At 73.5% G+C, this 25,870-nt stretch carries 21 protein-coding genes and 1 pseudogene; 6 read left to right on the top strand and 16 right to left on the bottom strand.

What is annotated here, in order from left to right; all coding sequences use genetic code 11:
• The 7 genes from ACQRUO_RS04710 to ACQRUO_RS04680 form a co-directional block, all read right to left on the bottom strand.
• Nucleotides 1–222 (bottom strand): hypothetical protein, encoded by a 222-nt coding sequence (locus ACQRUO_RS04710; RefSeq protein WP_428314426.1) that lies wholly within the window; start codon nucleotides 220–222, stop codon nucleotides 1–3.
• Between the two features lie 175 nt (nucleotides 223–397).
• Complete coding sequence (locus tag ACQRUO_RS04705; protein WP_428314425.1) at nucleotides 398–1,636, bottom strand: alpha/beta hydrolase family protein; 1,239 nt, start codon at nucleotides 1,634–1,636, stop codon at nucleotides 398–400.
• 91 nt (nucleotides 1,637–1,727) lie between these two features.
• A complete protein-coding gene (locus ACQRUO_RS04700) occupies nucleotides 1,728–3,077 on the bottom strand; it encodes a carotenoid oxygenase family protein (protein ID WP_428314424.1) in 1,350 nt (449 codons plus the stop codon).
• Nucleotides 3,078–3,138: 61 nt separating this feature from the next.
• On the bottom strand, nucleotides 3,139–3,579 hold the full coding sequence (locus ACQRUO_RS04695; protein ID WP_428314423.1) for an SRPBCC family protein: 441 nt from the start codon (nucleotides 3,577–3,579) through the stop codon (nucleotides 3,139–3,141).
• Between the two features lie 81 nt (nucleotides 3,580–3,660).
• The gene (locus ACQRUO_RS04690; RefSeq protein ID WP_428314422.1) at nucleotides 3,661–5,178 is read right to left on the bottom strand and encodes an MFS transporter; all 1,518 of its coding nucleotides are present in this window, start codon (nucleotides 5,176–5,178) and stop codon (nucleotides 3,661–3,663) included.
• A 168-nt stretch (nucleotides 5,179–5,346) separates the two neighbouring features.
• Nucleotides 5,347–7,350 (bottom strand): ATP-binding protein, encoded by a 2,004-nt coding sequence (locus tag ACQRUO_RS04685; protein WP_428314421.1) that lies wholly within the window; start codon nucleotides 7,348–7,350, stop codon nucleotides 5,347–5,349.
• A gap of 73 nt (nucleotides 7,351–7,423) precedes the next feature.
• Nucleotides 7,424–8,695, bottom strand: a complete 1,272-nt coding sequence (locus ACQRUO_RS04680) for a cytochrome P450, cyclodipeptide synthase-associated (protein WP_428314420.1) — start codon at nucleotides 8,693–8,695, stop codon at nucleotides 7,424–7,426.
• Between the two features lie 264 nt (nucleotides 8,696–8,959).
• Between ACQRUO_RS04680 and ACQRUO_RS04675 the strand changes: the two genes are divergently transcribed.
• Together ACQRUO_RS04675 and ACQRUO_RS04670 are read left to right on the top strand one after the other, a co-directional pair.
• Nucleotides 8,960–10,132: a M23 family metallopeptidase gene (locus tag ACQRUO_RS04675; protein ID WP_428314419.1), complete on the top strand. Its 1,173-nt coding sequence runs from the start codon at nucleotides 8,960–8,962 to the stop codon at nucleotides 10,130–10,132.
• 81 nt (nucleotides 10,133–10,213) lie between these two features.
• The gene (locus tag ACQRUO_RS04670; protein WP_428314418.1) at nucleotides 10,214–11,224 is read left to right on the top strand and encodes a hypothetical protein; all 1,011 of its coding nucleotides are present in this window, start codon (nucleotides 10,214–10,216) and stop codon (nucleotides 11,222–11,224) included.
• 146 nt (nucleotides 11,225–11,370) lie between these two features.
• Here the strand turns inward: ACQRUO_RS04670 and ACQRUO_RS04665 are convergent, their stop codons facing one another.
• A complete protein-coding gene (locus ACQRUO_RS04665; RefSeq protein ID WP_428314417.1) occupies nucleotides 11,371–11,745 on the bottom strand; it encodes a hypothetical protein in 375 nt (124 codons plus the stop codon).
• A 284-nt stretch (nucleotides 11,746–12,029) separates the two neighbouring features.
• Between ACQRUO_RS04665 and ACQRUO_RS04660 the strand changes: the two genes are divergently transcribed.
• Both ACQRUO_RS04660 and ACQRUO_RS04655 read left to right on the top strand, forming a co-directional pair.
• A complete protein-coding gene (locus ACQRUO_RS04660) occupies nucleotides 12,030–13,520 on the top strand; it encodes an SMI1/KNR4 family protein (protein ID WP_428314416.1) in 1,491 nt (496 codons plus the stop codon).
• 152 nt (nucleotides 13,521–13,672) lie between these two features.
• A complete protein-coding gene (locus ACQRUO_RS04655; RefSeq protein WP_428314415.1) occupies nucleotides 13,673–14,125 on the top strand; it encodes a DUF6296 family protein in 453 nt (150 codons plus the stop codon).
• Nucleotides 14,126–14,194: 69 nt separating this feature from the next.
• On the opposite strand, the gene ACQRUO_RS04650 is transcribed toward ACQRUO_RS04655, so the two are convergent.
• Nucleotides 14,195–15,175 carry an SDR family NAD(P)-dependent oxidoreductase gene (locus tag ACQRUO_RS04650; protein ID WP_428314414.1) on the bottom strand — a complete coding sequence of 327 codons (981 nt, stop codon included), beginning with the start codon at nucleotides 15,173–15,175 and terminating at the stop codon, nucleotides 14,195–14,197.
• Nucleotides 15,176–15,814: 639 nt separating this feature from the next.
• Here ACQRUO_RS04650 and ACQRUO_RS04645 point away from each other — a divergent pair.
• A complete protein-coding gene (locus tag ACQRUO_RS04645; RefSeq protein ID WP_428314413.1) occupies nucleotides 15,815–16,306 on the top strand; it encodes a hypothetical protein in 492 nt (163 codons plus the stop codon).
• Nucleotides 16,307–16,373: 67 nt separating this feature from the next.
• Here ACQRUO_RS04645 and ACQRUO_RS04640 read toward each other — a convergent pair whose 3' ends face one another.
• From ACQRUO_RS04640 to ACQRUO_RS04630, 3 genes are all read right to left on the bottom strand, one after another.
• Nucleotides 16,374–17,447, bottom strand: coding sequence for a WD40 repeat domain-containing protein (locus tag ACQRUO_RS04640; RefSeq protein WP_428314412.1), 1,074 nt, complete (start codon nucleotides 17,445–17,447; stop codon nucleotides 16,374–16,376).
• Between the two features lie 174 nt (nucleotides 17,448–17,621).
• Nucleotides 17,622–18,470, bottom strand: coding sequence for a patatin-like phospholipase family protein (locus tag ACQRUO_RS04635; RefSeq protein WP_428314411.1), 849 nt, complete (start codon nucleotides 18,468–18,470; stop codon nucleotides 17,622–17,624).
• Nucleotides 18,471–18,696: 226 nt separating this feature from the next.
• Nucleotides 18,697–19,137 (bottom strand): VOC family protein, encoded by a 441-nt coding sequence (locus ACQRUO_RS04630; protein WP_428314410.1) that lies wholly within the window; start codon nucleotides 19,135–19,137, stop codon nucleotides 18,697–18,699.
• Nucleotides 19,138–19,289: 152 nt separating this feature from the next.
• On the opposite strand from ACQRUO_RS04630, the gene ACQRUO_RS04625 reads away from it, so the two are divergent.
• A complete protein-coding gene (locus tag ACQRUO_RS04625) occupies nucleotides 19,290–21,401 on the top strand; it encodes a trehalose-6-phosphate synthase (RefSeq protein ID WP_428314409.1) in 2,112 nt (703 codons plus the stop codon).
• Nucleotides 21,402–21,482: 81 nt separating this feature from the next.
• Here the strand turns inward: ACQRUO_RS04625 and ACQRUO_RS04620 are convergent, their stop codons facing one another.
• The 4 genes and pseudogenes from ACQRUO_RS04620 to ACQRUO_RS04605 all read right to left on the bottom strand — a co-directional run.
• Nucleotides 21,483–22,745, bottom strand: coding sequence for a glycosyltransferase (locus tag ACQRUO_RS04620; protein ID WP_428314408.1), 1,263 nt, complete (start codon nucleotides 22,743–22,745; stop codon nucleotides 21,483–21,485).
• 55 nt (nucleotides 22,746–22,800) lie between these two features.
• Nucleotides 22,801–24,369 (bottom strand): HAMP domain-containing sensor histidine kinase, encoded by a 1,569-nt coding sequence (locus ACQRUO_RS04615; protein WP_428314407.1) that lies wholly within the window; start codon nucleotides 24,367–24,369, stop codon nucleotides 22,801–22,803.
• Complete coding sequence (locus tag ACQRUO_RS04610; protein WP_428314406.1) at nucleotides 24,366–25,118, bottom strand: response regulator transcription factor; 753 nt, start codon at nucleotides 25,116–25,118, stop codon at nucleotides 24,366–24,368. Before ACQRUO_RS04610 ends, ACQRUO_RS04615 begins: the two co-directional genes overlap by 4 nt.
• A gap of 147 nt (nucleotides 25,119–25,265) precedes the next feature.
• A pseudogene (locus ACQRUO_RS04605) lies at nucleotides 25,266–25,870 on the bottom strand (glycosyl transferase); the annotation flags it as partial.

Here is a 25,870-nt window from a genome sequence, read left to right as displayed (position 1 = left end):
TCAGGCCGACATCGCGGGCAACTCGCTGACCTTCGATCGCGGGGACTTCCGCAGTTTCGCCGTCAACAGCTGGATCGACGACTCGCTCGCGCAACGCCCGGGGTTCCTCCGGAACGTCAGCGTCGCAGTGCTCGACGGGCAGAACACTCCCGTCAAGTGGTACGACATGCAGAACGCGTTCGTGATCAAGGTCCAGGACAGCGGCAACGCCGAGACGATCACGGCCGGATTCTGGACACTGAGCATCCGTCAGAGCGCCATCGGGCCCCAGGTGACCGGTCCGCCGGTCCCTGCGGAGCAGCTCTGCCCGCAGCCCATCTGCGGCGGGCAGAGCGCACCCCATGCTGGTCTCGGACGACGAAGGACTCCAGGTCGTCACGCGAGTGGTAGGACACGTTCAGGCGGAGCGGTCGAGTGCGGCGCGGTGGCGCAGGGTGTCGTCCAGCCAGTCGAAGATGCGGGCGAGGGCGAGGCGTTGGGCGCCTGCCTGGCAGTGGGCGTCGGCGCCCTCGGCGGCGGTGAACTCGAGGAGGGTGCGGGGGCAGGTGAGGTGGTCGTGGAGTCGGCGGGCCTGGCCGGCGAAGAAGAGGTCTTCGGCGGCCTCGCAGACCAGGGTGGGGCACTGGATCTGCTCGGCGATGCCGTCGCGGAGGTGGTGGTCGAGGTAGGCGGCACCGAAGGCGCGGGGGGTGTCGGCTCCCATCACGTACATGCCGTGGTTCAGCGCCCAGCGCAGGACCGGGTTGGTGGCCATCAAGTGGTCGAGCAGGGCGTCGAGTTCGGGATCCGAGGGGGCGCGGAGTCGGCGTTCGACCTCGGCGCGGTCGCCGGGCACGAGGGTGGTGACCGCGTCGCCGAGGTCGTAGACACCATCGAGGGCGACCACGGCGGCGAGCCGGTGTTCGAACGCGGCAGCGCGCGGCGCGAGCAGGCCGCCCATGCTGTTGCCGAGCAGGGCGACGCGGTCGCCGTCGACCTCCGGCAGGGTCAGGGCGAAGTCGAGGACCGGGCCGACGACGTTCTCCCAGTCGGGGCGGAACACGAGTCCGTCGCGGTGCAGCGGCCCGGGCTGGCCCGGGCCGTCGAAGACCAGGACGGTGTAGCCGCGCTCCACGCCTGCCATGGCGCCGAAGTAGTGCATCTCCTCGGCGGTGCCGTCGAAGCCGTTGTGCATGATCACGGTGGGCCGGGGGGTCGCGGAGGTGTCGGCCCGGTAGAGGTAGCCGGGCAGGGTGCCGTCCTGGTAGGGGATGCGGACCGGCTCGATCCGCGGGCTGAACAGGGCCGCCGCGGCGTGGAAGCACTCCACGCTGCGGTCGTAGGCGTGGTGGTGGCGGGGGTCGCACGGGTTGCCGTGCAGGAAGAACTCGGCCGACCGGTAGTAGTTCGAGGCCCGCAGGAACCCGTCCCGGGCGCTGATCGGGTGGCCCGCCGCCAGGGCCCGCCGGGCCTCGTCGGCCACCCGGTCGGCGGTGGCCAGCCACTCGTCGTGCCAACTGTCGTAGTCGCCGGGCACGATGCGCACGCTCGTCGAGACGACCTCGCCGAAGTCGGCTCCGCCGTAGGTGATGTGGCCGAAGGACCGCAGGGTCTCGTACCAGAACTGGGCGTCGTTCGGGAACAGCAGGGGCTTCATCGTCGCTCCTCGGTGCGGGGGGTCGTCGGCGGGAGGCACCCTGGGAGACGGGTCGGGTCCGTCTCCCAGGGCGCCTCGGGGTGGATGGTGGTCAGCTGTCGGTGTCGGGGACCCAGGAGCCGTGGACTCCGGCGGTCACCCGGCGGGGCAGGTGGACGGTGGCGATCCGGTCGAGGCCGGCGGCGTCGAGGACCAGGAGCTGCGAGGCGTCCTGCTTGAGGTCGGAGACGACGGTGAGCAGGTAGCCGTCGTCCTCGCGGGTGGCTCCGGCGGCGGGGACGTAGACGGCCTCGCTGGGCAGCCGGGCGTCGCCGACCTGGTGGATGCGGCGGGCGCCGGTGGTGCGGTCGTACTTGACGATGCCGTAGCCGCCGAAGCCGTTCTCGTCGGGGAAGGAGACGGCGTACTGGTAGCGGTTCTCGGCGCCCAGGCGCTCCTCGTTGAGGGTCGGGAACTCCACTGGAAGGTCGTCGATGATCTGCTCGTCGACGCTGCCGGTGGCCAGGTCGACCACCCATCGGCGGGTGTAGGAGTGGGCGGAGGGCTCGCTGCCTCGCCCGGGCGCGCCGACCCACCAGTTCCAGGAGAGCCGGAAGCCCTCGCGGTCCACGGTCGGGCCCTCCAGGACGATCCGGCCCTGGCCGTCCTCATAGGCGTTGGCGACGTGCAGCAGGTTGCCCGGCTCGATGGAGAACCAGCGGATCTGCCGGGTGCCGTCCGCTCCGCGCGGCATCACACCGATCCGGGCGGGCTGCGCGTCGCTCCAGCCATAGGGGATGCCGGAGTGCTCGGTGGGGTCGAAGGTCACGCTGCCCTCGATGAAGACCACGTGGCGGCGGGTGATGGCGAAGTCGTGCTTGAGCGAGGCGGTCGCCCCGGGGATCTCGGCGCTGTGGACGATCTGCCCCTTGGCGTCGGCGACGTAGTACACCAGGTGCGGCGGGAACGGCGCGGACCCGAAGAAGTGGAGTTCGCCCGTCACCGGGTCCTCCTTGGGGTGCGCGGTCATCGCGGTGCGCAGCTTGCCACCGAAGTCGTAGGCGCCGACCGTCTCCAGCTCCGCGGTGAGCTCGAAGGGCAGGTTCGCCTCGCACAGGGCGAGCAGCCGGCCGGCGTGCTCGATGATGTGGGTGCCGGCGACGCTGGCGGTCAGGTCCGGGCCGTGCTCGGTCAGGTAGGGCGCGCCGTCGAGGGCAGGGGTGTGCACCCAGCGGTTGCGGTACCACTCGGCACGGCCCTCGTTCAGACGGATGCCGTGCACCATGCCGCTGCCCTTGAACCAGTGGGTGGGGGTGACGCCGGGCTTGGGGTTGTGGCCGTTGCGGAGCAGCCGGCCGGTCAGTTCGGGGGGCAGGGTGCCCTCGACGGTGAGTTCGGTGGCGGTGATCTCGTCGGCGACGGGGGTGTAGTGGCCGGTCAGGTAGGGCTTGTCGGCAGTCATGGAAGTGCCTTTTCTCGATGCGTGTTCGTCTTGTGGCGGGAGGATCTCTTGCCGCCGTTGGTCAGGAGGCCTGCTCGGCGCGGTCCTTGAGGCGGGTGAGCCAGGTTTCCAGGGAGTCGTGGAGGGCCTTGCCGAGGTGGTCGACCGCGGCCTCGACCGGGGCGCCGCTCCAGGACTCCTCGGTGTGGACGGTGACCTGGTCGCCGCTCTGCTCGAACGTCCAGACGTGGATGCCCTGGATGCCGTTGGCCGGGCCGCCCCACACGATCCGCTCGCCGGGGACCAGTTCGAGAACGGTGGAGGTGATGTCCAGGCCGTGGGTCAGCCAGCTGAAGGAGCTGCCGGGCGCCAGCGGGCCGTTGAGCTCGGCCTGCTCGACGTCCGTGTTCCAGCTGGGCCAGGCCGCGATGTCGGTGTGCAGGTCCCACACCGTGGCGAGCGGGGCGTCGATCGCGGTGCTCAGGCGGACGATGACGGGGGCGGTCTCGTCGATGGTGATCACAGTGGTGATTCCTCTCTTGCTGACAGGTGTCGGTGGTGTGGCCGAGCCGTTGGCCCAGCCGGTCCGGGAGATCCGGGAGAATCAGGCGGACTGCGGCTCGGCGGCCGGTCGCGGGGCGGCGGTCGCGGTCCGCGGGCTGGTGCCCCGGGTCAGGAGCAGCGCGAGGACGGCCGTGGCCCCCAGGACGCCGGCCGAGACCGTGAAGGCGGCCCGGTACCCGGCGGTGAGGGCCGCCAGGTGCGGCTCGTGGGTAGCGGCGTGGGCGGTGACCGAGCCGGCGAGGGTGGCGAGGGCGGCCAGGCCGATCGCACCGCCGACCTGGCGGGTGGTGTTCACCAGCCCGCCGGCCAGCCCCGCGTCCTGGGGCGGCAGGCCGTCCACGGCGAAGGCGGTGAGCTGGACGAAGGCGATGCTCAGGCCGAGGCCGACCAGCACGCTCGGGCCCAGCACGTCGGCCAGGTAGCTCCCGTCGGCGCTGATCCGGGACAGCCACAGCAGACCGGCCGCCTCGGTGAGCAGGGCCGCGGTCACGGTCGCGGTGGCGCCGAGCCGCCGGGAGATCCGCGGGGCGAGCGTGGAGCCGAGCATGTTGGCCGCGGCGAGCGGGAGTTGGCCGGCTCCGGTGGCCAGCGGGCCGGAGCCGAGGACCTGTTGCTGGTAGAGCGGCAGGAAGAAGAAGAGGGCGATCCAGACCGACCCGAGCAGCGCCATCAGCAGGTTGCCGGCGGCCACCCGGCCGGTGCCGAACACCCGTGGTGGGATCAGCGCGTTCGGCCGGCGGAGCTCGATCACGGCGAAGGCGGCGAGCAGCGCGGCGGCGGCGCCGACGGCACCCAGCACCCGGGCGTCGGTCCAGCCGGCGCCGCGTGCGGTGGTCAGTCCCCAGACCAGGCAGGTCAGGGCGAGGGTGACGGTGGCGGTGCCCAGCAGGTCGAACCGGCCGGCGGCCCGACCGGCGGCCCGGTCGACCGTCCGTGGCACGAGGACCAGCACGGCGACCAGGACCAGCGCCGCCCCGAGCGCGACGGAGTGGAAGATCCACGGCCAGCCCCACGCCTGGGTGAGCCCACCGCCGAGCAGGACACCGCCCGCTCCACCCGCGCCGGAGACCGCGCCCCACACCCCCAGCGCCCTGCCGCGTCCCGGACCGGACGGGAAGACGTCCATGGCCAGCGCGAGCGCCGCCGGGGCGATGGCGGCGGCGCCCAGGCCCTGGACCGCCCGGGCCGCGATCAGCACGCCCGAGGAGGCGGCCAGTCCCGCGGCCAGCGAGCCGGCCGCGAACAGCGCGAGCCCGGCGATCAGCACCCGGCGGCGGCCGAGCAGGTCGGCGGCCCGTCCGCCGGCCGGCAGCAGCGCCCCGAACGCCAGGCCGTAGGCGTTGACCACCCAGGTGGTGGCACCGTCCGAGAGGCCGACCCCGGCGCGGATCTGCGGCAGCGCGACGTTCACGATCGAGGTGGCGAGCATCACGGTGAACTGGGCTGCGGCGAGCACCGTGAGCACGGCTGCCGGCCGCGGGGCGGGCGGCGGCTGCGGGGCGGGCGGCGGCTGCGGGGCGGGCGGCGGCTGCCCCGGCTGTGTGCGGTGGAGGTTCATGGCGCACAGCCTGGTGCGGGGCGGTGTCCACTCTCCAGGCCCGGCGGGGGCGATGACTGTCCACTGCTGTCCGCGGCTGTCCACTCCGCACCGCCGGGCCCAGGGACGGCCGGCGGCTGCCGGTCCGACGGATCACCAGCCGACGGCAGTGCTCCGTCGGCGGCTCAGCTACTCGGGCGGGCCGTGCAGTTCACGCTGCCACAGGTCCTCGCAGAGCAGGTCCAGGCCCTGGCGCAGGTGGCGCCGGTAGGTGCCGAACGGGAGACCGATCCGGCGGGCGGCGGCTTCCTGGGTCGGCGCACCGGAGAAGTACCCCGCCATCAGGGCCTCCCGGGCCCGTACGCCGCGCGGGTCCTGGGCGAGGTCGTCGACGGCCGAGCGCAGCAGCGCGCGCAACTCCTCGACGGGATCGCCGAGGTCGGCCGCGAGCCGCGCGCGCAACAGGGCGCAGGCGGCGAACGCACCCGCGTCGCGCCAGTGCGTCAGCGCTTCCCGCACGGCCTGCTCGAACGCGCTGCGCGAGACGGGCGACGGCCCCGATCGGACGGGCTCGTCGGTGTCCACCATGAAGCGCTGGAGCCAGGCGTCCACCGGCACCTGGCGCCAGTCGACGGCGAACAGCCCGTAGCTGTGCGCACCGACGCGCGGTCGCGCCCCGGTGTCGCCGAGGGTCCCCCGAACGCGCTCGGCCCAGGTCTCGGCGTCCCGCCAGACGGCGAAGCCGTAGGCGCGGCCACGGGCCCGGGCGGACTCCGCCTGGGCCCGGGAACTGCTCAGGTCGATGACGCGCGAGGGGACCTGGTAGCGCTCCGGGTAGACCGAGAAGCGGCTGATCCCGATGTGCTCGCCGGGGCGCACCGGCGCGGTGGCCTCGGTGTGCTGCCACGCGGCCGCGACCACGGGGTCGGTGGCCAGGTCCTCCGGGTCGGGCGGGGCCGGCAGGGCGAGCCGGGCCGTGAACGCCACGACGCGGCCCGTGCTCACCAGGCGGTAGACGCTGAAGGCGCCCGGCTGGCGCTGCGCCCAGTAGCGGACCAGGTCCGCGGAGGCCCTGCCCTCGGTCTCCTCCGCCATCCGCAGCACCACGTCGAGGTCCGCCGGGTGCAGCGGACGGTCGTGCACCTCGGCCTCGCGGGACCAGGTGCGCAGCCGCGCCAGGGTCTTCCCCTCCCGGAAGAGGTAGAAGAGCTCGTCGGTCACGGTCCACACCCGCTCCTCGGGTGCCTCGCGCAGGATCCGCAGGTACTCGTCCGCCAGGCGCCGGCGCATCGTCACGAACGCGTTGGGGGCCCGCCAGCGCAGGTCGGCGGCCAGGGTCTCGCGGGCGGCGTCGTGGGGGTGCAGCCCCTGGTGCGTGGACTCCATGAAGGGCAGGTCCCGCAGCCAGGAGAAGAGCAGGTGGGCGTCCTCCTCGGGCAGGACCGCGGCCAGCAGTTCCTCGGAGGTGGCGTAGGCCTGGGCAGCCACCTCCAGGGCGCGGCGGTGACCGGCCGAGGGCACCTCGCCGATCAGCCCGGTCAGCAGGGTGCGCAGCACGTCCGCGGAGGGAGCCCAGATCTCCTCCCGGCTGCAGCCCGCCGATCCGGCGGCGGCCGCGAGGGAGAGCGCCAGCGGGTTGCCGCCGGCGAAGCGGAGCACCCGGTCCCGCAGCTCGGGCCGGATCCGGGCCGCGACCAGCAGGCTGCGGGCCTGCTCCGCGGAGAACGGCTCCAGCTCGGTCACGTGCAGCAGCTCGGACCAGGCGGGGTCGGCGGCCCACTGCGGCTGCGGGGCGAGCCGGCCGGCCAGGACCACCAGGGTGCCGTCCGCGGCGCGGGGCAGGAAGTGGTGCCAGAGCCAGCTCTCCAGCCACTGGCAGTGCTCGAAGGAGTCCACGAAGAGCACCGTGCCGGGAACGTCCAGGAAGGGACCGGCCGCGCGCTCGAAGTCGGCCGGGTCCCGGCTGACGAAACGGCCGTCGAGCTCCAAGAGCAGGCGGCCGGCCGCCCGCGCGTGGTCCGCCAGCCGGCGCAGCAGCGTCGACTTCCCGATGCCGCCCGGCCCGAACACGTAGAAGGCGAAGGGAGCCTGCGGGTCGCCGGTCAGCGCCGCACCGAAGCGCTCGAGTTGCTCGTCCCGGCCGATGAAGGCACGGACCCGCGCGGTGCTCAGCCGCTCTCCCACGGACACCACGGCGGCTCCTCCCCTTCGCGTGCTGGCGCCGGCAGCGGATTCCGCCCCCGGAGTCGCCGATTCGTCAGGGATCCTAACAACGGCGTCGATCGGGTCGGCGACTCGTGCCGCTGTCGGGTCCCGGAGCGTGGACGGGCGTGAAGTCCAGGCACAGGGCGGCGGGACCGCGGGTGTACAGACCGGTCTCCCGGTAGCGGAAGCCGGGGCTGTAACGGACCCGGTCGAGCAGCGGGAGCAGCAGCGCGGCGACCGTCTCGATCTCGGCACGGGCGAAGGCCGCGCCGACGCACTGGTGGAGTCCGGTGCCGAAGGCCAGGTGCTGGGCGGCGGCACTGAAGGAGCGGGCGGTGCCCAGGTCCGGGCGGTGGATGTCGAAGGTGTCCGGGGCGCCGAAGACGGCGGGGTCGCGGTTGGCCGCACCGATCATGCAGAAGACGGTGGCACCGGCCGGCACGGTGGCACCGGCGAAGACCGCGTCCCGTTCCGCCTGGCGGGGGACGAGCTGGACGGGCGGGGTGTAGCGCAGGGTCTCGGCGATCGCGGCGGGCAGCAGGCCCGGGTCCCGGCGGACCTGTGCCAGTTGCTCGGGGTGGTCGATCAGGTGCTTGAAGAGCAGGGCGAGGGTCTTGTCGGCGGGCTCGGTGGCGGCGGCCAGGACGTTGATGATCAGCGCCGTGACCTCGCGGTCGCTCATGGCGATGCCGTCGAACTCGGCCGTGCACAACCGGGATATCAGGTCCGCACCGGGGTGGCGGCGCCGCTGCTCGATGACGGGCAGCAGGTAGGCCTCCAACTGCTCGGCGCAGTCCAGGCAGTGCCGGCGGCGTTCGGGGGTGAGGACGATGCTGGTGATGAACTCGGCGACCCCGCTGTGCCAGGCGGCCACCTGCTGCCAGTCCGCCTTGTCCAGGCCGAGCACGTCGAGCGTCGCGTACACCGCGAAGGGCCGGCCGAAGTCGTTGACGAGGTCCACCCGGCCCCGGGCGAGGAAGGGCGCGATGAGCTCGGCGGCGTCGGCGCGGATGGCGCGGACCTGGTCCTGCAGGGCCTGACCCGTGAAGCCGCGGACGACGATCTTTCGCTTGGCGGTGTGCTCGGCCCCGGTCAGCTGGGCGAGGACCGGCCCGCGCATCACCGGCTCGGCGCGCACCTGCAGCGTCTCGGTGGTGAACGCCTCGTGGTCGGTCAGCACCCGCTTCACGTCCTGGTGGCGGGAGAGGAAGTAGCTGTCGATCGCCGGCTCGTGGTGCACGGGCGCCTGCTCCCGCAACCAGGCGAACGAGGGGTAGGGGTCGGCGGCGAAGTCCGCGGAGAGGACGCTGAAGCCGGAATCGATCTTGGGCATGGCTGAGGATCCCGCAGAGTGCGCGGGAACGGCAACCGGCGGACCTGCGGCCCGGCCATCCGCGGGATGCCGGGCTATGCGGTCGACCGGTGACGGCGATCCCGGCCGGGAGAACCCGGGCAGCCGCTCCCGGGTCGGTGGCGGACGGGCCGAACGGCGCTGCTCGCGATGCTGGTCGCGGGGCTGCTCGTCACGGGCTGCTCCTCCGGGAAAACCGCGTCCTCGGATCCGAGTGCAGCATCCACGGCCGGCGCCCTGGCCGGTGTGAGCGTGCCGGACAGCTTCAGCCCCGTGGTCGTGACGCCGGTCAGCGCCTCGACGCTGCCCTGGCTGGGCAGTGACCAGAAGTACCACGTCTCCTACGACCTGCAGCTGACCAACGCATCCCGCCTGCCGGCCACGCTCACCTCGGTACAGGTCGTCGACGCCAAGCAGCCCGACACCGTCCTCGCCTCCCTCTCCGGCGGCCAACTGGTCGATCCCAGCTGCACGTACGGGGAATGCAACCTGCTGCGGATGCTGCCCGACGCGAACGCCACCGACACCGTCATGCCCCCCGGCCAGTCCCGCGCCCTGCTGGTGGACCTGACCTTCGACACGCTCAAGCAGGCACCCGCCGCAGTCGCACACCGGCTCTCCCTCACCGGGCAGGCCGCGCCACCGGCCACCCAGCCCACCCCGATCAGCTACCTCGCCGCGCCCTTCGACATCTCCGCCGGCAAGCCGCTGGTCATCGCACCCCCACTCAAGGGGACCAACTGGGTCGCGGCGAACGGCTGCTGCGGCATCGGCGGAGCACACCGCCCCGCGCTCAACTCTCTCAACGGCAAGCTGACCAACGGCCAGCGCTTCGCCATCGACTGGCTGAAGCTCACCGACTCCGGCGCGTTCTACAGCGGCGACAAGACGAAGAACGAGAGCTACGCCGGCTACGGCCAGGCCATCTACGCGGTCGCCGACGGCACCGTCAGCTCGACCCTCGACACGGTCGACGCGGGCACACCCGGCATCCTGCCCGCCAACGATCCCGTGCTCGGCCCGAAGCTCACCATCGAGAACGTGGACGGCAACCACATCATCCAGGACCTCGGCGGCGGGGTCTGGGCCATGTACGCGCACCTGATCAAGGGCAGCCTGCTGGTCAAGCCCGGGGACAAGGTCAAGAAGGGCCAGAAGATCGCGGACCTGGGCAACACCGGGAACTCCAGCGGCCCCCACCTGCACTTCCAGCTGATGGACAACCCCTCACTCCTGCAGGCCGACGCCGTCCCCTACGTGTTCGACGGCTTCACCTACGAGGGCCAGGTCTCCTACCCGGCCTGGCTGGCCTCCGACGCCTACGAGAGCGGCACCTACTTCCAGGGCAAGTTGCCCACCGGCCAGCCACGCACCGACGCACTCCCGCTCGCCCTGGCCATCGTCGACTTCCCGTCGTGACGTGCAGAACACCCGACGCGCGGGCCGACCGGTGGTCCGGGCGTGTCGACCCCGGCCGTCGGGGGCCTGCGAGGATCAGGCGTGACCTTCACCCTGCACGCCCTGCTCGGCCCCGAGTCGCCCGCGATGTCGAACGAGTCCTTGGCGGCCGACCTGTCCGCCCGCTTCGACGGCCGGGGGGACTTCTCCCTGCGGTTCGGGCGACTGCCCTTCTCGAACCACCCGCTCCTGGCGCTCCGTTGGGGATCCTGGCCGGTCCAGGTCAGCTACGAGGAGGGCGAGTACGTTGCCAAGGACTCACGCCACATCCAGGCGACGCTCGGCACCACGGCACCCTTCGACGTCTCCGGGATCACGCGACGGATCCGGGTCGTCTTCGGGAGCGACGACGCACGCGACTTCACCGACCGGATCATCGAGCTCATGGACTTCCTGTGCTCGATCAGGGGCGCGGTCGTGTTCGACCCGCAGCAGGGCGACGTCGTCGGTCCCGACCAGGACCTCGCCGCTCGACCGACTCCCGCACGGCCCGAGAAGCCCGAGCCGGGGCCGGCGTTCTGGGCCGGCTACCTGATGCGCCTGTTCAGGACGGACGAGGCGGACCGCCGGTTCATCGCGGACGGGTTCGACACCGGCCTCGCCGAGGCCGACACGGCCTGGGACGACCTGATCGACTGGGCGTTGGACTTCTGCCTGCCTCTCGACGACGGCTACAGCGTCCGGGTGTGCGGCACCCAGTTCCCCGCCGACTGGGGGACCCAGTGGTACCTGAGCCACGCCGAACGAGGCCGCATCGACCGCATCGCCTACATCGACCACCTCCGGCTGATTCCCGAACCTGCCGAGGGGCCGGGGCTCAGCTGGCAGGAGCTGATCAGGATCGGGCACTCCCCCGACCGAACGGCCCCGGGCGTGCACGACCCGAGCCACCGCCTGCTGCTCCTCCTCCCCACGCTCCGCGACCCGGACACGGCCCCGGAGGCGGCCGACGTGGTCGGCGCGGCGCTCGTCGCCGCCGGCGCCCGAGCCGACCGGGCGGCACGACTGGCCGCGTTCCTGCTGAGCCACCGGTTCCTGGCAGCGGCCGAGTAGCGCTGCCTGGTGTCGTCGGGCTCCCAGACGAGGTGGCTGCGCAGGGCCCCGCCCGCCATCCGCGACCGTGAGGGAGCCCACCGGCGTCCGGTGGTGGCCTGGCCCGACCGGGCGGTCCAGGCCACCGGAGGGCGGGGCGCCTGCGGCTAGAGGTCGGCGCAGAGGAAGGTGGTCTGGGCACTCGCGGTGGCGCCGGCGGAGTCCGTCACGGTGACCTGCACGGTTGCGTGGTGGCCCTCGTTGCACATGCCCCAGCCGTCGTCGGGGCTGATGTAGCCCACGAAGCTGGCGTAGGCCACGCCGCTGAAGGTGTAGGTGTAGCTGCCGGTGCCCCCGCTGGCCCCGGCGCTGCAGTCGAACTGGTCGACGTTCACCTTGCCGGGCATCAGGCCGTCGTCCGTGCACGCCCCGAACCCGAAGCCGACGGTGAGCGGAGTGTCGGCGTGTGCCGGGGCGGCCATGCCGAAGGTGGCCAGTGCGAGGAGTAGCGGAGTGGCGAGGCGTGCGGCGGACCTGATCATCGGGACTCCCTTTTTGCTCCGGGGACGGACTCGAGCACGGTGTCTGGATCGGAACTTGACGCTGCCGAGCGAGACCTGACTGTGCATGGTCGACCGGATGGGGCTCAAGCCGCTCTTCGTAAACTCGCGTGAAGCTACGGCCGGATGAGTAGTCACCCTGGCACATGCCCAGCTGTCACGCCCGGCTGTCACGCCCAGCTGCCTGCCAGGTGAACCGTCCGACCCGGGCGCTACGTTCTTCCCGTCATCGGTGGACACGAGCGAGACGTACGGAAGTGGTGCGCATGACCGCGTTGGAGTCGAGCTGCCCGGCAGCCGTGCTGCTGCCCGAGGGGGCGGTCGCGAACACCGCCGCGGTGCTCGCCGCGGCTCGCGGTCTGCACGCCGGGGACCCACGGCGGCCGGCTGTCGGACAGCTGCTCGACCACCTGCTGGACCATGACGACGACACCCGCGCCCAGGTCTGCCGAGCCCTGCTGGAGCTGGCTCCGGACCAGCGCGAGACGGCCGCCGTCCGGCTGCGCGGCTACCTCGCCGACCCGGGGAGCGACCCGGCCGTCCGCGACGACGTGATGCTGCGGGAGCGCCCCGAGGGCTACGAGCCGCTGCCGACGCTGATCGCGCTGGCCGTGCTGGATCCGACGCAGATCCCGGCCGCCGTCGCCCGCTACCGCCAGTGCCGCCCCCGCCACCAGAACGCCTGCGCACGGAGCTACGCGCTGCTCGGGCCGGCGCAACGGAGCGAGGTGATCGAGGCGCAGCAGGCGATCGCCGCCACGGGCGACCGTTGGGAGGCCACCGGAGCGATCCGGGTGCTGCTGGCCCTCGGACCCGACACGCACCGGGAAGCCCGCGAGACGGCCGACCGAGCGCTGGCCCGCGGGCTGGCCCTGGAGGCGCTGGCTCGGCCGCTGACCGCGCTGGATCCGGGGTTCGTACCGGACGCGGTGGCGATCGCGCTGGCCTCGCTGGCCCTCGCCCCGCAGGACCTCCTGGCCCGCCGCGGCGAGGAGGCGCCGCGGGACGTGCCCAGCCTGGTCCTCGAAGCCGGCCCCGAACACCGGCCGGCGCTGCGCCGCGCGCTGCTCGACCTGGTGGAGGACGAGGAGCGTGCGGCGGTGCTGCGCTGGCGGGCGGCCGCCCGGCTGGCGTTGCTGGGCCGCGCCGAGCAGGAGGCTGCCGAGGAGTGGCTGCGCCGGGCCGGGGTGGACGACCCGCAGGCCGCACCGCCCAGGACGGTGCCGGACGAGGCGCAGAGCGCCCGGATCCGGGCGCGGGTGGCGGCGGCCTGGGCACGGATCGAGGCCGGCACGCAGGACTCGGAGGCGAGGTTCGGCGCTCCCGCCGCCCCGGAGCGGATCGCGGAGGTGGAACGGACACTGGGACTCACGCTGCCGGTCGACTTCGCCGCCTCGCTGGCGGTCCACGGCGGTGTGGTCCCGGCCGAGGACCGGGGGGACGGCGAGGAGTCGGAGGACGAGGAGTCGCGCGGCTACCTGCACTGGAACCTGGACGAACTGCTGTACACCTACGGCCGGCTGGGCGAGATCTGGAGCAGTGAGGAGCCGGACGACGAGATCCGCCGTGACTGGGGCTGGCGCCCGGGCTGGTTGCCGCTCGCCTCGGTGCCCGACGGTTCGCTGATCGTCCTGGACCTCGATCCGGGCCCGCTCGGCACCCACGGGCAGATCGTCTTCGCCGACCACGGGTGCCCGTCGCACGTGATCGCGCCGAGCTGGCTTGCGGTGCTGGAGTCGGCTGCCGAGGAGCAGTAGCACCGGGGCGCTCGACGGTCCGGGCCCGGCTGACCAGGTGCGCGGGCGGCCGTGCGGCAGGCCACGACGCGCACCGCTGGTGGCCGCGCGGAATGCTTGGTGTCAGGCTGGTTCCCGGGGCTGCCGTCCGGATCAGCGATCGGGGTGCCACCATGACCGACCCAGCAGAAGGCCCCGCCGAGGTCGCGGCCGCCAAGCTCGCCGAGGTGCGTGACCTGGCCGCCGACGCGCAGCGGCATTGGCACGAGGGTGATCACCGGGGGGCGCTGGAGATCCTGCACCGGTTGATGCCGGCGGCGGCGATCGCCGCGGGTGCGCTCACCGTCCTCGCCCGCCCGGCCACCGAGACGCCGCCGCAGCAGACCGCCGAGAGCAGTACGGGGCCGGCGGCCGGCTACGAGTTGGTCTTCACCCGTGCCGGGCACGAGGACGTGGTGCGGGTGCACCCCACCGGCACGGTCGGACCGGGCGGCTACCCGATCTACGCCGATCCCACCGGCGCGGTCCGGGCCGAGATCAGTGACAGCGGTGAGACCCGGATGCTCGCCACCACCGGCCACCAGGCCCCGCAGTCCCCCGCCGGTGTCCGACCGCTGACCTCCTGAGCGGGCGTTCGACGGGAAAGTCCCGCTGACTGTCCGGCTTCGACTGCTGCGAGGAGTCGCGCGGTGGCTTCAGCCGTCGGCCTGCTTCCCGTCGAGCCTGGTCCGCGGGGCGAGCGTCAGGTCGATGCCGGTCAGGTCGCAGCTGGCCTCCCACAGGCGCGCCGCGGTCGCGGTGTCGGCCAGGTGGCTCCAGACGGGCTCGGTCCTGGGCGTTCCGCGCAGCCCGAACCGGCGGGGGCTCCACAGCCGGCCGCCGCGAACGCTCGGGTCGAGCACGGCGCGCACGGCGGGCCACGCGGCGGCCTCCTTGCCCTGGACGACAAGGCCGAGCGGGAGGTGGCGCAGCCGCTCGCCAGTGGTCCGGACCTGGACCGGCGGACGCGAAGGGGTGAGGGCATCGAGTGCGCCGCCGGGATGGACGAGCACGCTCGTCGTCGTACTGCCGACAGCGCGTAGACGACGGTCGAGTTCGAGGGCGAAGAGCATCTGGGCCAACTTGGAGCGCGCGTACGCCCGCTTGGGCCGGTAGTCCTGCGTGCTCTGGAGATCGTCGAGGTTCAGGCGTTCGGACTTCGCGGCGAAGCTGCCGGTCGTGACGAGCCGGCTCCCCGGGGTCACCGCGAGCAGGGGGGTCAGGTAGTGGGTCAGGGCGAAGTGACCCAGGTGGTTGGTGGCGAACATCAGCTCGTGGCCGGCGTTGGTCTCGCAGCGTGTCGGATGGTCGAGCGCCACACCGGCGTTGTGGACGACCGCGTCCAGGCGGTCCAGGCCGAGCGCGTCCACGGAGGCCTCCAGTGAACCGAGATCGGCCAGGTCCAGCGGCACGTATCGCACCTCGGCACCGTGAACGCGCGAACCGATGGAGGCGATCGCGGCTTCGGCCTTCGCCGCGTCACGACAGCCGAGAACGACGGTGGCCCCGGTGCCCGCGAGTTGCTCGGCGACGAAGTACCCGATGCCCGCGTTGCCGCCGGTGACCAGAACGCTTCTTCCCTCGGCACGGGGCAGCCGGTGAACGTTCCACTGCGGGGCGTCGGACGCGGAGGGCATGGGGGTACTCCCGGGGCTCGAACTGATCTGGAGGCGGGCGGGACCACACCTTCACAGCCGGTCACACCCTCCCTCCCACTGTCCCCGAGGGCGCTCACAGCCCACCGACAGGTCGCTGTCCTCGCTGACGGCCCACCGACACCGCGCGGCCCCGACGGCCCGGACGACTCTGTGGCGCACGCCTGGGTCAGGGCCGGCGGAGGTGTCTGGCGGGCGCTGTGGCGGGCGCTTGCGCCGGACCTGCTGCGCGGCCCCAGGGTTGCTCCGACCGTTGCGCCCGCCAACGGACATCACGCACAGGGTGGCGAGGACGGCGAGGGCAGCGGCGGCGATGCGGGGCACGGATCCTCCAGCACAGGAAGTCGGTCATCGACCCAACGACCCTGGGGCCGGCGGGTCACCCGCATCCCGCGGGGCTGCCGTGCCGGCCGGCCTGCGATGGGAAGGGCGGCCGACGGCCGGGTTCAGCCGGGGTTGCGGAACACCCGGGCGGTGACGTGCCCCTGGCGGCGTAGGCGCGGTGCACGTCACCGGGGCAACCAGCGCAACGACATCACCCGCGTGGGCGACAGTCCCGGCACCGGCCGGGACCACTTCCTAGGGTGACCAGAGCCACCCCGGGACTCGAAGGGACGATCCGTGCGCCGAACCGTCAGGACCGCCACCGCACTGGCCACCGCGGCCGCCGCGGTCATGCTGCCCCTCACCACGGCCAACGCCGTCGACCGGCATCGCGACCTCGTCATGAACATGAACTGGAACAACGTCAACCAGCAGGCGGGCGGTGACATCTTCAACGCCGGCCGGGACAACAACGTGGGTTCGTTCAACGGCACCGGCGGCGACACGGGCGTCGGCGCACCGGTCACCACAGTACCCCTGACCATCCGGAACCAGACCGGGGCCGTCCTGGCACTGGTGTCCAGCACGGGCAGCTCCACCTACCCGCAGTTCCTCGGCCCGCACAGCAGCACGCTGGTCGAGGCCGCCAGCGTGTCCAGTGCCAGCTACCTGGGTAACGTCAGCGTCGCGTTCCACGTCGACGCCCGCCTGCTCCCGCCCGTGGTGTGCGATTCGGGTGACTGCCAGGTTCAGCTCGGCACCGACACGTGGGTCCTCACCGTCTCCTGAGCCGTGCGGACCAGCAACGCCAGGGCCTGCGGCCGCGCCGCACGGCGGCATGCCGTGGCCGTCGTGGTCAGCCGCCCGTGTGCTCTGCGCTGCCCAGGCGGTAGAGGGCCAGGTCACCGGCGTGGGTCGTGCCCGCCAGCAGGACCGCGCCGTCCGGGCTGGTCGTGCACCAGGACCGGCCGATGTGCGGCAAGGTGCCGAGCAGTTCGCCGGTGACCGCGTGCCAGCACCTCACGGCCTGCGTGTCGCTCGAGGTGATCAGGACGGGCTCCCCGGCCAGGCGTAGCGCGGCCAGCTGCGGGAGTTGCTCGCCGGTGTCGATGGGTTCGCCCACCGGTTCGCCGGTGTGCAGGTTCCACCGGCGGATACGGCCTTCGAATTCGGCGCCCACCATGAGCGTCGCGCCGTCGGGCAGGTCCACGGTCGCCACCTGCGGGACGCACAGCGCCTCTTCGTCGAGCTGCAGGGTGGGGCCGAGCGGCTGTCCGGTGAGCGCGTCGATGCGTAGCACTTCGGCACCCCTGGTGCCGGCGACGATCGCCACCGTGCCGTCGCCGAGCGTGCAGCACCTCACCGCCAGCGTGCTCCAGCGCGCCCGGCCGAAGGATCTCCATTGCCGGCCCGACGGGTCGTCAACCAGTTCGCCGGTGAGCGCGTCCATGCGGAAGAGGTCGTTGTCGCTGGCACCGACGACGATGGCGCGGCCGCCTGGCAGCACGGCGGTGTCGACGTCCCAGAACGAGGGGTAGTCCGGGTCGCAGCCGGGAAGTTGCTCGCCGGTCCGGGCATCCCAGCGCACCATGCCGGTCATCACGGTGCCCGCGGCCAGCACCGGCACACCCTCGGCGTAGACGGTGGCGAGACCCTGCACCCCCTCGTAGCTTCCTTCGGCTCGCCACAACCGCTCGCCGGTGTCCGGATCCCAGCGGTACACCCCGTCCTCTCCTGCGGACACCAGCAGGACGCCACCATCAGCGCTCGTACTGGCCAGCGCCGGATAGGCATGTGCCCCGGTGATGCGAACCAGCTCGGCCGCATCCTCGAACCCCGCCCACTGCCCCACCTCGTGTCCCTTCTGCGACCACGCCGTCCATCCGCAGGCCAACCTAGCCGTGCGGTCCGACAGCCGTTGCCGGACCATGACGTACAGTCGGGAGGAACCGCCCCACCGCTCTGGTGATGACCGGCCCGGGGCCGACGGTTCGGACACGGCCCAGTGGGTGCGGGCATCCCCGGGCGGCGGTCCGGCCGGGGATGCCCGCTGTGAGGACCCTGAGCAGCACGGCCGGCCGAGTGCCTTCGACCGCGCCGGCCGCTACCCGACCCAGAGGGCGCGCACGGTCTCGACGTTCTCCCGCCCCTGCGCGAAGCCGGCCAGGCCGGCGGGGGTGCGGGTGCTCGGATCGAGCGGGTTGGCGCCGAAGGCGGTCTGGGCGGTCTCGTCGGCGGTGATCAGCACCACCCGGGAGTGCCGCGCCAGTTCGGCCACCTCCTCGTCGAGCTCGGGCGTGGCGAGCGGGGCGAGGATCAGCACCCGGTCGAAGCCCGTGGCGAGGTCGGCGTTCACCATGGTGCGCACGCCGCCGTCCACGTAGCGGCGGTCCCCGATCGTGACGGGCGGCCAGACGCCGGGCACCGCACAGCTCGCCGCGACCGCGTCGAGGAGGTCGACGCCCGACTCCCGGGTGAACACCACGTCCTCGCCGGTGCGGGCGTCCACCCCGGTGATCCGCACGTCGCCCGCCGGCCAGGTCGACAGCGCCAGCCGGGCGGCCACCGAGGCCCGCCGGGCGGCCTCGTCCACGGTCGGCGCCGCCAGCGCGAGCGCGCCGACCCGGCGTCGCTGCTCCTGCGGGTCGCCCGTGCCGGAACGTGCCTCGGTGAGCTGCTGCCACAACTCCTGGATGTCGAGTCCGACGGGCGTCAGCTCCGTCTCGGCACCGGCCGGCCGCGGCTTGATCTGCTGCTCGTAACGCTCGAGCAGCGACACCTCGGGGCGCAGCTGCGCCGCCACCACCGAGCCCGCCGACGTCCCGATCACCACGTCCGGCGTCCTGACGTCCACCCCTGACGGGCCGTCGGCCAGCCCGGCGAGCACGCCGAACGTCCAGGCGATCCCGGCCACGCCGCCGCCCCCGAGCACAAGAGCCTTGTCCCGCCCCATCTGATCCCCCATCCCTCTCGGTCCGCCGCAACGCCGCGAACCGTTCTCCTGCGTGTGCACGGGCCACAACCTGGCGGACGAGGCGCACATTCCGGGCCGCGCGGTGATCCCCGTCTCAGCGGAGCCGCCCGCGAGGCGGCCGGCTGGGGAGGGCGGGCACGGAGGACGGGCACGGAGGACGGGCGGGACGGTCGGGGTCCAGCGGTGTTGCCGCTGTGCAGGAGCCTCAGCTCAGCTGCTGGGCCAGGCCGAGGATGATGCCGCTCGGCCCGCGGAGGTAGCAGAGCAGGTAGCCGTCCTCGAAGCGCGACACGTCGCCGACGAGCTCGCCCCCGTACGGGCGCAGCCGCGCGATGGTGTCCTCGATGTCGTCGACGGCGAACATGACGCGGTGCAGGCCCAGCGTGTTCGACGGCGTGGGCCCCGGCTGGGGGGCGATCGCCTCCGGGGAGTGGTACTGCGCCAGTTCGAGCCGGCCCGGGCCGTCCGGGACCCGCAGCATCGCGATCTCGCATCGCATGTCGTCAAGTCCGACGACCTTCTCCGCCCAGCCTCCCGCGATCTGCGCCCGGCCTTCCAACTCCATGCCGAGCTCGGTGAAGAAGGCGATGGCGGCATCGAGGTCGCCGACGACGATGCCGGTGTTGTCCATGCGCTGAATCGTCATGTCCCCGAGGTTAGGCGCCGGGTCCCAGGTACCGGCTCGACCCGCCGTCCGGCCGGCCGAACGACTGCGGTTGGCGGTCAACCCCGAAGCGGTCCAGGTACGGGTGAGGTGAACACTTCACCACACTGGGATGTGGTGTTAGCGTCGCTCGGATGTCGAGGATTCTGGTCACCGATCTGGACGGCACCTTACTCGGCGGCACCCGGGACGACCGGCGCCGGCTGCGGGACGCCCTGGCCCGCCGTCCGGACGTGACCCTGGTCTTCGCCACCGGCCGGGGACTGGCCTCCGTCCGCGAGGTGCTGCGCGATCCGCTCGTCCCGAAGCCGCGGTGGATCATCGCCGACGTCGGCGCCACCGTCATCGACGCCGCGGACTTCACCGCCGTGGAGCCGGTACAGGACCAGCTCCGCGCCGGCTGGCCGGGACCGGACCGCGTGCGGGCCGCGTTACGCCGCTTCCCCGCGCTCTCCTACCAGCACGGCGTCCAGCAGGACGGGCGCTGCTCCTACCACCTCGCCCCGGGCCGGCTCACGGGCGAGCTCACCGCAGCCGTCGAAGCCCTCGGCTGCAGCTGGGTGTACTCCGCGGGCCGCTACTTCGACGTGCTGCCACTGGAAGCCTCCAAGGGCAACGCGCTTCAGACCCTGGCCGGGAAACTCGGCTGGCGGCCGGACGAGATGCTGGTCGCCGGCGACTCCCTCAACGACCTGTCACTGTTCCGGCTCGGCGCGCACGCCGTGGTCGTCGCCGGTGCCGAACCCGCGCTGCTCGCCGCCCTCGCCGCGGCTCCCCCGGTCCACCACCCCCGCCGGGCCGGCGCGGGCGGCATCCACGCGGCGCTCCGGCACCTCGGCTGGGTCTCCCCCGCCACCGACCGTTGTGCGCGCCGGCACTCGCTCGTGGTGGCCTACCACCGCCCCCCGCTGCACTGGAACGGCGCGAGCTGGCAGCCGCCCGCCAGCCCCAACGGCATCCTGCCCACCCTGACCAGCGCCTTCGCCGACGGCCTGCCGGGAGTCTGGGTCACGGCCCTGACCGGCGACGACCGGCAGGCCACCCGCCCGCACCGGAGCGGGCTCCCGCTGTCCTTCGTGCCGCTCGGCACCGCCGAGTGGAGCGGCTACTTCCACCGCGCCTGCAAGGAGACGCTCTGGCCGGTGCTGATGTCCGAACCCGACCGGTCGCGCTTCGACGAGCAGGCCTGGGCCGCCTACCGGGCGGTGAACGCCCGCTTCGCCCAGCAGGTCAGCGCCGAGGCCGCCCTCGGCGCCACCGTCTGGCTCCACGACTACAACCTGTGGCTCGTCCCCGGCCTGCTGCGCGCCGCCCGTCCCGACCTCAGGACCGGACTCTTCCACCACACCCCCTTCCCGCCGCCGGACGTCTTCGCCACCCTCCCGGTCGCCGCCGAACTGCGCGCGTCGCTGGCGAGCCTGGACTGGGCCGGCTTCCACACCGCCCGCTTCGCCGATCGCTTCCGCCGGACCCTGGCCGACCTGCCCGACCTGGCCGACCTGCCGCGTATCGCCGTCCACCCACTCGGGATCGACCGCCCGGCCATCGAGAACCTCGCCCGCCGCCGCACACCACGGCGCCGCCCGGCCACCGGCCGCGTGGTGCTCTCGGTCGAACGCCTCGACTACGCCAAGGCCCCCGTCCAGAAGGTCGACGCCATCGACCACCTGCTCACGCACCGGCGCGAGCTGCGCGGCCGACTCACCTTCCGACTCGTCTGCCCGCCGCCCGAACCCGGCATCACCGCCTACGACACCACCCGCCGGCAGCTCGAACGGCGCATCACCGAGATCAACACCAAGTGGCGGCACGATGGTTGGCAACCGGTCGACTACCTTCCCCGCAGCCTGTCCGCGGCCGAGGTCGTCGCCGAGTACCTGGCAGCCGAGGTGTTCTGGGTGACCTCCCTGCAGGACGGGATGAACCTGACCGCCAAGGAGTTCATCGCCGCCCAGTCCGCCCTCCCCCAGCACCGTGCAGACGGACCGGGCATCCTGGTGCTCTCCCGCCACACCGGCGCCGCCGCCGAACTCGGCGACGCGGCCCTGCTCACCGACCCGCACTCGTCCGAGGACCTCAGCACCGTCCTGGCCCGCGCCCTCGCCCTCACCCCGGCCGAACGCCGCCGGCACATGGCACAGCTCTCCCGGCTCCTCGGCCACGGACGTCCGGCGGACTGGGCCGAACGGATCACCGGCGCGATCCGGGACTGCCGCGCCGAGGTCCTTCCCGCCCCACGGCGTTGAGCCAGGAACGCGATGGACGGTGGGATCGTCGCGCTGGTGCCGATCCGCGGGATCCGGGCGCTCCCGTCCCCTGCCTGCGCGCTACCGGTCGGCGGTGAAGATCCAGGTGCGGAACAGCAGGAAGCGCAGCACGGTCGCCGCCAGGTTCGCCGCCACCAGGACCGCCAGCTCCGCCGGACGTGAGGCCGCGCTGCCGAGGGTGTGCAGGGCCGCCAGTGCGCCGGCGTTCAGTACCCAGGCGGCGGTGAACACCGCCAGCCCCTGGGCCTGGTGGCGCAGCGCGTGGGCGCGTCCGCGCACGCCGAAGGTCAGGCGGCGGTTCGCGGCGGTGTTGGCGAGCGTGGCGAGCAGCAGGGCCAGCGCGTTGGCCGGCTGCGGGCCGGTGGTCAGGCGCAGCAGCGAGTACAGCGCGAGGAAGAGCGCGGTACTCGCCAGTCCGACCGCGGTGAAGCCGAGCAGTTGCCGGGCCAGGCCGGCCGGCACCCGGTCCACCCCGGCGTCGCGCGGGTCGTCGCCGAACGGGCGGCGCAGGCGCTCCAGTGGGAGGCGGCCGGTGGCCAGTGCGCGGCCGATCCGCCAGACGCCCCGGAGGTCGTCGGTGGCGGTGCGCAGGATGTCGACGCTGGAGTGCGGGTCGTCCACCCAGTCCACCGGCACCTCGTGGATCCGCAGTCCGGCGCGTTCGGCGAGCACCAGCATCTCGGTGTCGAAGAACCAGGCGGTGTCCTCGACCAGCGGCAGCAGGTGCTGGGCGACGTCGGCGCGGATGGCCTTGAACCCGCACTGGGCGTCGGAGAAGCGGGCGGCCAGGCTGCCGCGCAGGATCAGGTTGTAGGTGCGGGAGATGAACTCGCGCTTGGGTCCGCGCACCACCCGCGAGGAGTGCGTCAGCCGCGAGCCGATCGCCAGGTCGGAGTGGCCGCTGATCAGCGGGGCGACCAGCGGCAGCAGCGCGTTGAGCCCGGTGGACAGGTCGACGTCCATGTAGACCAGCACCGGCGCGTCGGAGGCCAGCCAGATCGCGCGCAGTGCCCGCCCGCGGCCCTTGCGGTCGAGACGGACCGCGCGGACCTCCGCGAACTCCGCCGCCAGCGCGTGGGCCAGGGCCGCCGTGCGGTCGGTGCTGGCGTTGTCGGCGACGGTGATCCGGAAGCGGTACGGGAAGGCGGTGGTCAGGTGTGCGTGCAGCCGCCGCACGCACGGCTCCAGGTCCTGCTCCTCGTTGTGCACCGGGACGACCACGTCGATCACCGGGGCGGGGTGCCCGGGGTCGAGGAACTCCCGGGCGGGCAGGCGGTGCTGGGCGCTGGTGATCGGGCTCGACAGGGGGGTCGGGGTTCGCATGGAGCAACCGTGCGGCGCCGGGCTGTCGCTGCCGTGTGCCCGACCTGTGGCGCGGTTATGAACCGCCGGCGGCCGCCCCGGCGACGGCCGGTACGGACGCGACGGCCGGTACGGACGCGACGGCCGGCACGGAGGCGTCGGCCGCCGGGGGCAGGCTGACGGTGAACACCGTGCGGCCCGGCACGCTGGCCACCTCGAGCCCGCCCGCGTGTGCGGACACCACTGCCTGCACGATCGCCAGGCCGAGTCCGGTGCTGCCGGCGTGCCGGGAGCGCGAGGCGTCACCGCGGGCGAACCGGTCGAAGACGTGCGGCAGCAGCGCGGCCGGGATGCCCGGACCGTCGTCGGCCACCTCCAGCAGCACCCGCCCGCCCGCGTGTGCGGCACGCGCGGTGACCGTGGTGCCCGGCGGCGTGTGGTGGCCGGCGTTGGCCAGCAGGTTCACCAGCACCTGACGCAGCCGCGCCTGGTCGCCGTGCACCAGCAGCGGCTCGTCGGGCAGCTCGACCCGCCAGTGGTGGCCGGCGCCGGCAGCCCGGGCGTCGCTGACGCAGTCCACCACCAGCGGCGAGAGGTCCAACGGCGCGGGCGAGAGCGGGCGGCCGGCGTCCAGCCGGGCGAGCAGCAGCAGGTCCTCGACCAGGGTGGTCATCCGGGCCGCCTCCGACTCGATCCGGCCCAGCGCGTGCCGGGTCTGCGGGCCGATCTCCTCGTGCCCGCGCCTGGTCAGCTCGGCGTAGCCGCGGATCGAGGCCAGCGGGGTGCGCAGCTCGTGGCTGGCGTCGGCGACGAAGTGCCGGACCCGGGACTCGCTCTCGTGCCGCACCGCGAGTGCCGAACCGACGTGGCCCAGGAGCCTGTTGAGCGCCGCGCCGACCTGGCCGACCTCGGTGCGCGGGTCGGTGTCCGGCTCGGGGACCCGCTCCCGCAGGTCCACCTCGCCCTGGTGCAGGTGCAGTTCCGACACCCGGGTGGCGGTGGCGGCCACCCGGCGCAGCGGGCGCAGCGCCGCGTCGGTGGCGACCAGGCCGACCAGCCCGACCGCCGTCAACGCGGCTGCGGTGACGCACAGTTCGGCGGTCACCAGCCGCACCATGGTGGCGTGCGGGTCGGCGGTGGGCAGGCCGACCAGCAACGACTCGCCCACCTGGTGGGCGGGGGCGAGTTCGACCCGGTACTCGCCGAGCCCGGGCACCTGCACCGAGTGCACGACGCCCTCGCGGGCGGCGGCCAGGGGGGTCAGCGCGGCGAGCTGGGCCGCGGTCAGCTCGGTGGTGTCGGGACTGAGCGCACCGGAGCTGGTGCGGCCCTCGACCGGTTGGCCGGCGGCGACCACGACGCCGAGCGTGGCCACCGGCTGGCCGGGGCCGAGCACGAAGGACAGGTCCCCGCCCGGCGTGGCGGGCGCGCCGGGCGGGCCGGCGGCGCGGTGGGCGACGTCGTCGAGTTGGCGGTCGAGCTGACCGTAGAGGTCCTGGTGCAGCACGACCGCGGTCACCACCGCGACCACCCCGCACGCGACCGCGAGGAGGGCGAGCAGCGCGGCCAGCAGCCTGGCCCGCAGCGACCAGCGGCGCACGGCCGGCCGCGCCACCCGCCCGGGCTCGAGGCGGGGGTGGCTCACGGGCTGTCCGCCGGCCGGATCGAGTAGCCGGCGCCGCGGCGGGTGTGGATCATCGGCGCCCGGCCGGCGTCGATCTTCCGGCGCAGGTAGGAGATGTACAGCTCGACGATGTTGGTCTGGCCGCCGAACTCGTAGGACCAGACCCGGTCCAGGATCTGCGCCTTGCTCAGTACCCGGCGCGGGTTGCGCATCAGGTAGCGCAGCAGCTCGAACTCGGTGGCGGTCAGGTCGATCTGCCGGCCGCCGCGGGTCACCTCGTGGGTGTCCTCGTCCAGCACCAGGTCGCCGACCACGATCCGCGCTTCGGCCCGGGCCGCGGCCGCCCCCGAGCGGCGCAGCAGCCCGCGCAGCCGGACCACCACCTCCTCGAGGCTGAACGGCTTGGTGACGTAGTCGTCGCCGCCCGCGGTGAGCCCGGCGATCCGGTCCTCCACCGCGTCCCTGGCGGTCAGGAAGAGCACCGGGATCTCGGCCAGGTCGCGGCGCAGTCCGGCCAGCACCGCCAGGCCGTCGACGTCGGGCAGCATGACGTCCAGGACGACCGCATCCGGCCGGAACGCACGGGCCAGCCGCAGCGCGGACGCGCCGTCGTGCGCGGCCCGCACCTCCCAACCCTCGTAGCGCAGGGCCATCGACAGCAGTTCGGTGAGCACCTGCTCGTCGTCGACGACCAGCAGGCGCAGCGGCGTGCCGTCGGACCGCCGGAGCTCCGCAGCGGTACCAGGGGTGAAGGTGGGGGGTGCGGCCATGGCGGCCATCGTGGGCCCGGTTGCTGAGACGGGTCTGTGCCGAACCTGTGGAGTGGCTAAGAGCGGGGGCCGCCGACCTGGGGAGGGTTCCCTGCGGTCGGCGGCTCCCGCTCGAGGCGGATCGGCTGCTCGGCTACCTCGGCTGCCTCAGCTGCTCGGTGCGCTGAGGTCGTAGACGGTGGTGCCGTCGACGGTCTTCGCCGTGAAGTGGGCGGCGACCCAGGAGCTGATCTGCGCGGAGTCGGACGAGCCCGAGGAGCCGCCGCCCGGGCCCGGGCCGGAACCGCCGCCGAGGAAGTAGTGCACCTTGCCCGCGCGGACGTCCTGTTGGAAGCCGGCCAGGCTCAGCGACGGGTCGGTGCCGTTGAAGCCGCCCAGGGCCATCACCGGTTCCCCGGAGGCGAGTTGGTAGCTGGCCTGGTTCTGCGAACCGACCGCCGCGGCGACCCAGGTGTAGCCCTGCGCGCCGTGCTTCAGCAGCGCGGTCAGGTCGGCGCCGACCCGGGTGCCGTCCAGCAGGCCGCTCATGCCGCCGCCTTGGCCGCTGCCCGGGCCGTTGCCCTCGCCGCCGACCGTGCCGGGGCCGCCGGCGCCCTGTCCCGGGAGACCCGCGGACCCGGCGCCGCCGGCGAGACCCGGCGCACCGCTGACCGGCAACGCGCCGCCCCCCGAGGTGCCGGGCCCGGTGCCGGCACCGGGCCCGCCGAAGCCCACCGTGCTCCCACCCGGTCCGCCAAAAGTGCCGCGCCCCC

Origin of the sequence: Kitasatospora sp. LaBMicrA B282 (genome assembly GCF_050325825.1) — a bacterium.
Classification (GTDB): Bacteria; Actinomycetota; Actinomycetes; order Streptomycetales; family Streptomycetaceae; genus Kitasatospora.
Note: the sequence above shows the minus strand (reverse complement) of the source record. Positions and strands in the feature narration are given on the sequence as shown.